Annotated in this window: 12 protein-coding genes; 8 read left to right on the top strand and 4 right to left on the bottom strand. The window is 37.5% G+C overall.

What is annotated here, in order from left to right; genetic code table 11:
• A partial coding sequence (locus Q0M21_RS11215; protein WP_295338216.1) for a S4 domain-containing protein occupies positions 1–391 on the bottom strand: 391 nt, incomplete at its 3' end.
• Positions 384–1,001, bottom strand: coding sequence for a PASTA domain-containing protein (locus Q0M21_RS11210; protein ID WP_295338214.1), 618 nt, complete (start codon positions 999–1,001; stop codon positions 384–386). The genes Q0M21_RS11210 and Q0M21_RS11215, both read right to left, overlap by 8 nt.
• Before the next feature lie 211 nt (positions 1,002–1,212).
• Here Q0M21_RS11210 and Q0M21_RS11205 point away from each other — a divergent pair, with 211 nt between their 5' ends.
• From Q0M21_RS11205 to Q0M21_RS11195, 3 genes are all read left to right on the top strand, one after another.
• A complete protein-coding gene (locus Q0M21_RS11205; RefSeq protein ID WP_295338212.1) occupies positions 1,213–2,187 on the top strand; it encodes a D-alanine--D-alanine ligase in 975 nt (324 codons plus the stop codon).
• Between the two features lie 87 nt (positions 2,188–2,274).
• Positions 2,275–2,742: a pantetheine-phosphate adenylyltransferase gene (gene coaD, locus Q0M21_RS11200; protein WP_295338210.1), complete on the top strand. Its 468-nt coding sequence runs from the start codon at positions 2,275–2,277 to the stop codon at positions 2,740–2,742.
• Positions 2,742–4,469 (top strand): hypothetical protein, encoded by a 1,728-nt coding sequence (locus tag Q0M21_RS11195; RefSeq protein WP_295338208.1) that lies wholly within the window; start codon positions 2,742–2,744, stop codon positions 4,467–4,469. Before coaD ends, Q0M21_RS11195 begins: the two co-directional genes overlap by 1 nt.
• A 2-nt stretch (positions 4,470–4,471) precedes the next feature.
• Here the strand turns inward: Q0M21_RS11195 and Q0M21_RS11190 are convergent, their stop codons facing one another.
• The gene (locus Q0M21_RS11190; RefSeq protein WP_295338205.1) at positions 4,472–5,074 is read right to left on the bottom strand and encodes an NUDIX domain-containing protein; all 603 of its coding nucleotides are present in this window, start codon (positions 5,072–5,074) and stop codon (positions 4,472–4,474) included.
• A gap of 7 nt (positions 5,075–5,081) precedes the next feature.
• Here Q0M21_RS11190 and pyrE point away from each other — a divergent pair, with 7 nt between their 5' ends.
• Positions 5,082–5,723: an orotate phosphoribosyltransferase gene (gene pyrE / locus Q0M21_RS11185; protein WP_295338203.1), complete on the top strand. Its 642-nt coding sequence runs from the start codon at positions 5,082–5,084 to the stop codon at positions 5,721–5,723.
• A 63-nt stretch (positions 5,724–5,786) separates the two neighbouring features.
• On the top strand, positions 5,787–6,179 hold the full coding sequence (locus tag Q0M21_RS11180) for an SRPBCC family protein (RefSeq protein ID WP_295338201.1): 393 nt from the start codon (positions 5,787–5,789) through the stop codon (positions 6,177–6,179).
• Positions 6,180–6,236: 57 nt separating this feature from the next.
• On the opposite strand, the gene Q0M21_RS11175 is transcribed toward Q0M21_RS11180, so the two are convergent.
• Positions 6,237–8,162, bottom strand: coding sequence for an LTA synthase family protein (locus tag Q0M21_RS11175; RefSeq protein ID WP_295338199.1), 1,926 nt, complete (start codon positions 8,160–8,162; stop codon positions 6,237–6,239).
• 120 nt (positions 8,163–8,282) lie between these two features.
• Here Q0M21_RS11175 and Q0M21_RS11170 point away from each other — a divergent pair, with 120 nt between their 5' ends.
• The 3 genes from Q0M21_RS11170 to Q0M21_RS11160 all read left to right on the top strand — a co-directional run bounded on the left by Q0M21_RS11170 (position 8,283) and on the right by Q0M21_RS11160 (position 11,649).
• Positions 8,283–10,055, top strand: coding sequence for a long-chain fatty acid--CoA ligase (locus Q0M21_RS11170; protein WP_295338197.1), 1,773 nt, complete (start codon positions 8,283–8,285; stop codon positions 10,053–10,055).
• 16 nt (positions 10,056–10,071) lie between these two features.
• Complete coding sequence (locus Q0M21_RS11165; RefSeq protein WP_295338195.1) at positions 10,072–11,127, top strand: proline iminopeptidase-family hydrolase; 1,056 nt, start codon at positions 10,072–10,074, stop codon at positions 11,125–11,127.
• Positions 11,128–11,253: 126 nt separating this feature from the next.
• Positions 11,254–11,649, top strand: coding sequence for a hypothetical protein (locus Q0M21_RS11160; protein WP_295338193.1), 396 nt, complete (start codon positions 11,254–11,256; stop codon positions 11,647–11,649).
• Positions 11,650–11,706 lie beyond the last annotated feature (57 nt).

The raw sequence follows: 11,706 nt of genomic DNA, 5'->3' as shown, positions 1-11,706 counted from the left end.
CTAAGGCATTCACTAAAGTTCCGGTATAATTACCGTGACCGGGATGTACTACTAATCCGGGTGGTTTATTGATAACCAATAAAGCATCGTCTTCGTATACAATATTCAGCGGAATATCTTCAGGAATAATATGATTCTCATAAGGCGGATGCTCGAGCATTACCTTAACCACGTCAAATGGTTTTACACGGTAGTTGGATTTTACCGGCACATCATTTACCCAAATGTTGCCTTTTTCAGCAGCTTGTTGGATTTTGTTTCGGGTGGCGTTTTCTATCAGTTGCATCAAGAACTTATCGACACGCAACAAACTTTGGCCTTTAGGCGATACAAAGCGATGGTGTTCGAACAATTCTTCTTCTAACTCGAAATTATCGTTGGTATTATTCATTTATGGGCATTATATCTGTAGAATCTACCGCAGTAGAATCAATAGTCGTATCATCAAAAACCACTTTTCCGTCGCCTAAAACCAAATCGATTTTAGAAGATTTCAACACTTTATCGCCCGGTTTGATTTTTTTACCGTTCATAAGCATTTCCAAAACCATATCTTTTCCTAAATAGGGTTTATAAGTGATGTTCCCTTCTTTCAAACCAACAGCTTCTAAAGTCGGAACCGCTTGGCGATACGTTTTCTCAATCAGATCGGGGACAGCGACCATCGTATAGGTAGACGCATTGATTTTTAAATAAATTTTACGGCCTTCTTTTACCTTAGCGCCTGCTTTCGGCTCTTGTTCAACTATGGTCAACTTTGGAAATTCGGGACGAAAATCCACCGTATCCAAGATGATGTAATCTAAATCTAAGGCGTCTAATTTTTCTTCCGCTTGTTCAGCCGAGAGTTTACTCAAATCCGGCACCGTAATTTCCTGACCGTGATTGGTTGTATAAGTTATCCAATGAAAAAACAAAAAAGCAATAACAGCAAAAATGGCCATAGCGGCTAGTACTTGGGCAAAAAACACCTTACTGGTTAAATATTGGCGTAAACTCATAAAGAAATTTTATTTAAGCAAAGATATAAAAAAGATACGCTTCGCTATTAGAATTTTAGATATGCCTTTCAGGCGTTTAGATGCGCTTCGCTTTTAGATAGTTAAAAAGAATAAAATCTAAGAAGTCTAAAAATCTAAAGACATAGCCTTATCTAAGAAAAAAAATGATAATTTTGTTACTACTTTAACACCAACCTAACTCCTACTACTAATGAAAAAAGTAGCCATCATTATGGGCGGATATTCCAGCGAATATCAAATTTCTCTCAAAAGCGGCAATGTGGTTTATCAATTTTTAGACCAAAATTTATACAATGGCTATCGTATTCATATCTTAAAAGACAAATGGGTTTATGTAGATGAGCAAGACCATGAATTTCCGATAGACCGTAACGATTTTTCTGTAACAGTAAACGGAGAAAAAATCACTTTTGATGTAGTATTCAATGCCATTCACGGTACACCGGGCGAAGACGGTTTGATGCAAGCCTATTTTGAATTATTAGGTATTCCGCAAAGTTCCTGCGATTATTACCAAGCGGCTTTAACGTTTAATAAGCGTGATTTGCTGTCGGTTTTAAAACCATACGGCATCAAAACGGCTACTTCTTATTACTTAAATCAAGGGGATGAAATTGATGAAGAAGCTATTTTAAAAACAGTTGGTTTGCCTTGCTTTGTTAAACCCAATAAATCCGGTTCGAGTTTCGGCATCTCCAAAGTGAAAACCAAAGACGAGCTGGCTTATGCTATTGTTAACGCCTACAAAGAAGACAATGAAATCATTATCGAAAGTTTCTTAGATGGAACCGAGGTATCTGTTGGTGTGATTAATTATAAAGGAAAAATCACTGTTTTGCCTATAACCGAAATTGTATCCGAAAACGACTTCTTCGACTACGAAGCCAAGTATTTAGGCAAGTCACAAGAAATTACGCCGGCTCGAATTTCTCCTGAAATGACTGCCAAAGTATCAGCTGTTGCCAAAAAAGCGTACGAGGTTTTAAAAATGAGCGGCTTCTCTCGAAGTGAATTCATCATCGTAAACGGCGAACCGCATATGTTGGAAATGAACACCATTCCGGGCTTAACGACCGAAAGTTTGATTCCGCAACAAGCCAAAGAAGCCGGGATTTCGTTAACCGACTTGTTCACGAACGCTTTAGAATTGGCCTTAAACAAATAAAGTTCAAAGTTACGGGATTAAAGTTACGAGACTTAAAGCGTTAATTTTGAACCCGAAACCCGCAACTCGCAACATTTAAACAAAATCATGAAAAGAAAAGCAATATTTCCCGGTTCCTTTGATCCCATTACGTTGGGACATTATGATATTATTAAAAGAGGTGTTTCGCTTTTCGATGAAGTGATTGTGGCTATTGGTATCAATGCCGATAAAAAATACATGTTTTCTTTAGAAGACCGAAAACAGTTTATCGAGGAAGCTTTTAAAGAGGAACCGCGTGTTTCGGTGGTTACCTACGAAGGATTGACTATTGATTTGTGTCGCAAGTTAGAAGCTGATTTCATCTTACGCGGCTTGCGCAATCCCGCCGATTTTGAATTCGAAAAAGCCATTGCTCACACCAACCGAAGATTGTCACAAATAGAAACTGTCTTTTTGTTGACTGCTTCTAAAACCTCTTACATTTCGTCCAGTATCGTTAGAGACGTCATCCGAAACGGAGGCGATTACACGGTTTTGGTACCTGACAGTGTAGTAGTTAAAAAAGAAAAGTAATGAAAGTCCTTTCGCTTTTATTGCTGTTTGCACTGACTTCCTGGGCGCAAAAAAACGACTCTTATGCTACTTTTTTCGAAAAAGGCAACGGCAACCAATCGGCTGATTATACTGAAGTATTGCGATTTTACCACCAACTCGATGCCGATTTTGAAACCATCCAATTGCAAACTTTTGGACTAACCGATAGCGGTGAACCTTTGCGCGTAGTGATTTTTGATGCCGATAAAAAGTTTGACTACAAAACCAAAACCGAAAAGCTTTTCCTGCTCATCAACAACGGTATTCACGCCGGTGAACCCGATGGCATTGATGCGTCTATGCAATTGTTTCGCGATTTGGCTCTGCAAAAAATAGCCATACCGAAAAATGTTATAGTCATTGCCATTCCGGTGTATAATATTGGTGGTTTACTCAACCGAAACTCGACTTCCAGAGCCAACCAAAATGGCCCGGAGGAATACGGATTTAGAGGCAATGCGAGGAATTTCGACTTGAATCGGGACTTCATCAAAACCGATACCCGAAACACCCAAGCGTTTACCCAAATCTTCCATCATTTTGCCTGTCCTGATATTTTTATTGACAATCACGTGAGCAATGGTGCCGATTATCAGTACAAACTGACCTATATTATGACCGAGCCCAATCGTTTGGGAAATACGTTAGGCGAATTTATCAAAACCGAAATGACGCCCGCCATCGTTAAAGATTTACAATCGAAAAAAATCGAAAGCACTCCATATGTCAACGTTTGGCATGGCACTCCCACTGAAGGTTTTGCACAATTTAGCGATACGCCGCGGTATGCTACAGGATATGCTTCTTTATTCAATTCGCTCGGCTATGTAGTCGAAACACATATGTTGAAACCGTATGCGGAACGCGTGAAAGTAACCTATAATTTTATGGTATCGACGCTGCAATATGCCGATAAAAATGTGACACTCATCAAAAACAAGAGAGCAGAAAATCTCAAACAATATAAAGTGGGCAACTCTTATACTATCCAATGGATTATCGACAGCAGCAAAGTGGAAAAGATGAAGTTCTTAGGCTATGAAGGCGATTATAAAAAAAGTGATGTTACCAACGGAAAACGATTGTTTTACGACCGTAACAAACCTTACAGTAAAGAAATCGCTTTTTACGGCACTTACAAAGCGGTGAAATCGATTAAAATTCCAAAGACGTATGTGATTCCGCAAGGCCAATGGAAAGTAATTGATTTACTCATCAACAATCAATTGACTTACACGCGCTTGGAAAAAGACAGTATACTGGAAGTGGAAAGCTATCGCATAGTCGATTACAAAACGGCTAAAAACGCGTATGAAGGCCATTATCCGCATTCGAACACTCAAGTAAATATCACCAAAACCAAAGTAAAATTCAGGAAAGGTGATTATATTTTCGTTACGCAACAAGCCGGTGTGAAATACTTGTTGGAGACTTTAGAACCTGAGGCCGTTGATAGTTTTTTCAATTGGAATTTTTTCGACACCATACTCCAACAAAAAGAAGGCTATTCCGATTATGTTTTTGAAGACAGTGCTGCGGACTACTTAAAACAATATCCTGAACTCAAAGTTCAACTAGAAGAAAAGTGCAAACAAGACAAAACTTTTGCCGATAATCCCGAAGCCCAATTGGATTGGATTTACAAAAATTCGCCTTGGTATGAAACGGCACATTTGCAGTATCCGGTGTATAGAATTACAGAGTGAGTTTACTTCAATAATTTTTCCTCTTCAAACAATAATTTGATGTTCTCATAAGAGTTTTTCAAAGCTTCTTTGATTTCCTCAGGACCAAGCCAAGCGACTTTTTCTATGCCTTCATTGGCTTGCGGTTTAGGCGTTCCGTTAAAATCGGTGCGCATTTCGTACCAATGGGTTACTTTGAGTTTGTATTTGCCGCCACGTTTAAAAACGTGATAGGTTTTTTGGAGTTTGTGTGTAATCTTTAAATTTTTAACTCCGGTTTCTTCCTCTACTTCACGGATAGCTGTGTCTTCTATTTCCTCTCCCTTTTCGATGCCGCCTTTGGGTAAATCCCATTTTCCGTTTCTGAAAATGAACAAAACATCGCCTGCTTTGTTGTAAACCAATCCGCCGCCGGCTTTGCAAACGGGAATTTTTTCTTTGACTTTTTTCAGTATCGCTTTTTCATCCGGATAATACAAATAGGCTTTTTGGATTTTGTTTTGGAAAATTTTGATGATGACCTGCTCAATATCAACACTTTCCAACAAAAACAACTGAAAATCGGTTTCCTTGGCAACCTCGTTGGTCAAAAAAAGTGGTTTATCGTTGACAAAAACTTTATACATTTGTACTATGATTTTTAATAAAGACACAGCCGAAAAAACAGCCGAATTGCTTTTACAAATAAATGCAATTAAATTGAATCCTAAAAATCCTTTTACATGGGCTTCAGGTTGGCACTCTCCTATTTATTGCGATAACCGTTTAATTCTCTCCTTTCCGGCCATTAGAAATTTTGTTCGTGAAGAATTCGCCAAGCATATCGAAAAACAATTTGGAAAACCCGATGTGATTGCAGGGGTAGCTACCGGTGCCATCGGAATTGGGATGTTGGTGGCAGAATACATGGGATTGCCGTTTGTTTACGTTCGTCCTGAGCCTAAAAAACACGGTCGCCAAAACCAAGTGGAAGGCTTTCTGCAAAAAGGTCAAAATGTTGTAGTGGTAGAAGATTTAATTAGTACCGGAAACAGCAGTTTATTGGCCGTAGAAGCATTAAAAGAAGCTGGTGCCAACGTAAAAGGAATGGTCGCTATTTTTACTTACGGTTTTGATGTGGCGGTTGACAATTTCAAAAATGCTAATGTGGAATTGAATACCTTAGCCGATTACGAACATCTATTACACTTGGCTGTGGCCAAAAATTATATCACAGAAAATGAATTAGTCACTTTGCAAGAATGGCGCAAGAGTCCGTCGACTTGGAATATATAATGGCAAATTCCGGGTTACGCGTTGAACCCGAAACTTTAAACTCGAAAACTTAAAACCCAAAAGATGAATTTAGAAAGCCCGAAAGTTGCTGTAGAAAAATCTGCTGAATATTTATTCAATGCTTTATCAGATGTGAAAAACTATGAAAAGTTAATGCCTGAAAACATTGCCAAATTTGAAGTTTTAGGCGATGATATTTTCAATTTCGGTTTGAAAGGCATGCCGGAAATCAAATTGCGTTTGAAAGAAGGCAACCCACATACTAAAGTCAACTTAGCAGCAGCAAGTGACAAATTACCGTTTACACTGACGGCTAATTTAGAATCGATTTCAGATGCGTCAACAGCTGTACAATTACAGTTTGAAGGCGAATTCAATCCGATGATGGCCATGATGATCAAAGGACCGATTTCAAAGTTTATTGAGACTTTAGCTCAAAATATGAATAAGTTATAGGATGATTTTAAAATCATATTCCAATAAAAAAAGCTACTTTATCAGTAGCTTTTTTTGTTATTTGACTGTCGTTAATCGCTTGTCAATGATTCTTTCCATATAATCTTGGTAAAAAACTTTACAACGCAGTTCAATGGCGTCCATCTCAGCATTGCGTTGCTTGATTAAATTCCTTTCCATTCCTTTATCCTCTTTGTCGTAAAACCCTATAGCTTTCTTTCCGTCAAAAGTGCAGATGTAATTACCGCACATGTATTGGTAAACCTTAGCACTGTGTTTGATTACAAATGGCGGCACTCTTTTTTCACTGATTAAACTTCTACCCCAACTTCTGAATGGTTTTTGGTAGCCAATCATGTCAAGCAAAGTAGGATAAATGTCAATCTGTTGGGCAAAATCGTCATTAACGCCAACATATTTTTGATTCGGTGTAAAGAATAAAATCGGAACCGTATTTCTGTTGAATTCTTTTCGGTATTCATCATAAGCTATCGTATTCCCGTGATCAGCTACCAAAATAAAAATGGTGTTGTTGTACCAAGATTGCTTTTTGGCTTCTTCAAAAAATCGCTTCAAAGCATAGTCGGTATAGCCTATACATTGGTTGATGTTTACTTTACCTTTGGGAAACTTACCTTCATATTTCTCCGGTACTTTGTAAGGTTCATGAGAAGAAACAGAGAACATCGTGGCCATAAAAGGCTCTTTCTTTTGTGTGAGTGTTTTATTGAAAAACTGAAAAAACGGTTCGTCCCAAATTCCCCAAACACCATCAAAGTCAGCATCGTTATTGTATTCGTTTTTTCCGTAATAATGATCAAATCCTAAAATATTACCGAATCCCAAAAATCCCATGGAACCATTGGGCGCGCCATGAAAAAATGAAGTATTGTATCCTTCACTTTCTAAAGTAGAAACCAATGATTCTATCTTTTGCTTGGCATAAGGTGAAGAGGTAAAGGCATTTTTAAAAGACGGAATTCCTGCCAAAACCGAAGACATTCCGTGAATTGATTTCCATCCGTTTGAGTGTGCATTGGTAAAAATCAAACTGTGTTGAGCTAACGAATCCACAAAAGGTGTATAGCCTTCATAATCCGGAATTTTGGTGTCTTTATTAAACACACCAATGTATTCTCGGGCAAAACTTTCCAATATAAAGATTACCACATTGGGCTTTGTTGGCGGATTGTTGTTATATTGTTTGATGGGTATCAACAAACTGTCAACAGTAGCTTTGGAGGCAAAATTCACTTTTTTAAAAGTATTGGTATTCCAAGTTCGAATAATGGCAAAAGGCGTATTCAATACTACGTCGGCTTGACCCGAATTTTGAACATACCTACTGGCATCAATCATATTAATAGGACGGGTACTCTTTTTAAAATCGCCACGAATTCCACCAATACAAAGGGTAATAATGATTAAAAAACTAGCCGTTGATGTTGCGAAATATTTAAAGGACGGCTTTTCGGTAACCGGCTTGACTTTGATTCTTTTGTACAATAAGATCCAAATGTAAGCGAGCGCAAAAAACAACAAGAACACATGCCAATAATTCAGTAAAAAGTTGAATAACAATTCCGATTTATTCTGCTCATTTTCTAACGTATCTAAGGAAGCTCTTGTACTTCTGCTAAAGGTATAACGATAGTAAATAAAGTCGATGAAATTCGCCGAGTACATCAATAAATTTGTGCTGAAATACAAGTAAAACAGTCCTTTCTGAAAACTTTTTTGTGTATTAATAATGACCGGAAAAACAGAAAAAAGAATGAACAAGGCATTAGTATACAGTATGGTTGTAGTATCAAAAGCTAATCCATGGTAACATAACTTCAAAAAATCAAAGGTACTGTCAATGCTAATCAAGTTTTGATTGTAAACATAAAACAAAACGCGAGCCACGAAATAAAAAATATAAGCCAACAATATTCTGATAACCAAAACTTTATATTCGGAAAAACGAGGAAACTTTTTCATATGAAATCTAAAATTCAAACGATGCAAAACTACATATTTCAAGGCTATCTTGGCTATATTTAAAATTAATATTGTGATTAATAACAATAATCCTTAATTTGCATCAAATTATGCACTAAAATGACTGAAATCACACGCCTTTTTGATTTTGCCTACTACCAGCTTAAAAAAAATAATTTACCCAATTGTCTCGTTACCAAATACGACGGTCAATGGGTAGCGACTTCAACGCAAGAATACATCGATAAAGCCAACGCTATTTCGAGAGCGTTGATTCGATTGGATATTCAAAAAAATGATAAAATTGCCATCATTTCCTCTAACAATCGAACAGAATGGAATATTATGGATGTTGGTGTATTGCAAATCGGAGCTCAAACTGTTCCTATATATCCGACCATTTCATCTGAAGATTATGCTTATATCTTAAATCATTCCGAATCAAAATACTGCTTTGTTTCAGACGAAGTGGTTTACCAAAAATTGATGGCTGTTAAATCGGAATTGCCTTTACTGGAAGATGTTTATTCTTTCAACAAAATTGAAGGCTGTAAAAACTGGTTAGAGCTATTAGAATTAGGGGAAGACCGAAGCAATCAAGACGTAGTGGAAGACAGAAAAAATAACGTAAAACCGGAGGAATTGGCTACCATTATTTACACTTCTGGAACCACCGGCAAACCCAAAGGCGTAATGTTGTCACACAACAACATTGTTTCTAATGTACTAGACAGTTCTCCGCGCATTCCATTTGAAGAAAGCACCAGTGTAGCCTTGAGTTTTCTTCCGATTTGCCACATATTCGAACGCGTAATCTTGTATATCTATCAGTATTATTCGGTTTCGATATATTTTGCCGAATCAATTGAAAAACTGTCAGACAACATAAAGGAAGTCAAACCTACCGTTTTCTCAGTTGTGCCGAGACTGTTAGAAAAAGTTTACGATAAAATCATTGCCAAAGGAGAAGAATTAACCGGTGTTAAAAAGAAATTATTCTTCTGGGCTATCGACTTGGGATTGCGATACGAACCTTATGGAGCTAATGGTTGGTGGTATGAATTCCAGTTAAAAATAGCCCGAAAACTAATTTTCAGCAAGTGGAAAGAAGGTTTAGGCGGTAACTTAAACGTAATGGTTTCCGGTAGCGCCGCGCTTCAACACCGTTTAATTCGAGTATTCGCTGCCGCCGAAATGCCGGTAATGGAAGGCTATGGCCTAACAGAAACTTCTCCGGTAATTTCTGTAAACGACCAAAGAAATGGTGGTTTCCGAATAGGCACTGTAGGAAGAATGATTAACAATGTAGAAGTCAAAATAGCCGAAGACGGTGAAATTCTTTGCAAAGGACCGAATGTCATGATGGGCTATTACAAAGACCAACAATTAACAGACGAAGTCATCAAAAACGGTTATTTCCACACCGGCGATATCGGTGAAGTCGACAAAGACGGTTTCCTTAAAATAACCGATCGCAAGAAAGAAATGTTCAAAACTTCCGGCGGTAAATACATCGCACCACAGTTGATTGAAAATGCGATGAAACAATCTTTGTTCATCGAGCAAATTATGGTGATTGGTGATGGCGAAAAAATGCCGGCCGCTTTCATCCAACCAAGCTTTGATTTTATACAAGAATGGGCTAAAAGAAAAAATCTAGATATAGGCACCACTCCGGCTGAAATAGCCTCTAATCCTGAGGTTATTGCACGCATTGAACAAGAAGTAGAAAAAATTAACGAGAAATTCGGAAATTGGGAAAAAGTAAAACGCTTCGAATTGACCCCTGAAGTTTGGTCAATTGACGGAGGTCACCTCACGCCTACCTTAAAATTGAAGCGCAAAATTGTAATGGAAAAATACAAAGACTTGTACCGAAAAATATATAGCTAATTAAACTTTTTACACCATGAAAATAAAACTATTGCTTTATACATTACTGACATTAATTTTATTTTCCGGATGTAAGGAAAACAAACCTATTGATTCAGTAAAAGAAAAGTACCTCGACTTTTCTCAAAGAGACGACCAATTCACCGGTGGGATTAAAATGATTCCGATTAAAACGCCTGTTGGTGAATTTAAGGTTTGGACCAAAAGAGTAGGCAACAATCCAAAAATTAAGGTCTTATTATTACACGGTGGTCCTGGTGGAACTCACGAGTTTTTTGAGAGTTTTGACGGCTATTTTCCGCAAGAAAGCATCGAATATATTTATTATGACCAATTAGGTTCTTATTACAGTGACCAACCCAACGACAATCGATTATGGACCATTGAGCGCTTTGTGGAAGAAGTAGAACAAGTACGCAAAGCTTTAAAATTAGACAACTCCAACTTCTATCTTTTAGGACAGTCTTGGGGTGGTATTTTGGCCATGGAATATGCCCTGAAATACCAACAAAATCTGAAGGGTTTAATTATTTCCAACATGATGGCAAGTGCACCGGCGTATAATAAATATGCTGAAGAAGTTTTAGGTCCACAACTCGACCCTAAGGTTTTTGCACAAATCAAAGCATTTGAAAAGAATAAAGATTATAGCAATCCAAAGTATATGGAACTGTTGATGAATTATTATTACACCGAACACATTCTGCGTTTTCCAATAGCCGAATGGCCGGAGTCCATCAACAGAGCGTTCAAACATTTAAACCCTAATGTATATGTGTACATGCAAGGACCAAGTGAATTCGGTATCACAGGTGACGCTACACTAAAAAATTGGGACATCACCTCTAAGCTAAAAACCCTAACTGTACCTACTTTATCCATCGGTGCAAAATACGATACCATGGACCCAAAACATATGGAATGGATAGCCAATGAAGTACAAAACGGAAGGTATTTATTTTGTCCCAATGGAAGTCACTGTTCACAATACGATGATCAAAAACATTATTTTCCCGGAGTAATTCAATTTCTAAAAGATGTGGATAACGGTGACTTCTACACTAAAGAGTAAGCTTAATGCTCTTTTAGGTTATTAACAATATTTGGAATTATATAGTTGATAATTAAACAGTTGTTAATTTATTGCATTTTTAATTAAGTTTTAATTTTATGGTATTAACCAATAAAACTATTAATTATGAATGTAAAAAACTTCATTGTCGGAGGTATCGTTGGTGGTATAGCCGACTTCCTAATGGGCTGGCTACTCTACGGAATGCTCCTTAAAGATTTCTTTCCAAAGCCGGAAGGTTCCGGTGCAGAAAACGTCACTTTTATTTTCTTGGGCTGTATGTGTTATGGTTTTATGATGTCCTTTATCTTTAACCAAGGAGAAGGAATCAGTAAATGTGTTCCGGGAGTGAAATTGGCAATTGGCATAGGTTTATTCATGTCACTTGCGATGAATTTCTTCTACAACATGTATAGTGACACCATCAATTGGCAATTAGTTGCCGTAGATGTATTAGTTTCTGTTGCAATTGCTTCAGTGATGGGAGCAGTTATTGCAGTGGCAAATGGAAAAATGAAATAGTTAATTTCTAATTATATTACAACGCTCGAGATATCTCGGGCGTTTTTTTTCTCTACC

It is taken from the genome of Flavobacterium sp., assembly GCF_024710485.1.
Classification (GTDB): domain Bacteria; phylum Bacteroidota; class Bacteroidia; order Flavobacteriales; family Flavobacteriaceae; genus Flavobacterium.
This window is presented reverse-complemented; position numbering and strand designations above follow the sequence as displayed.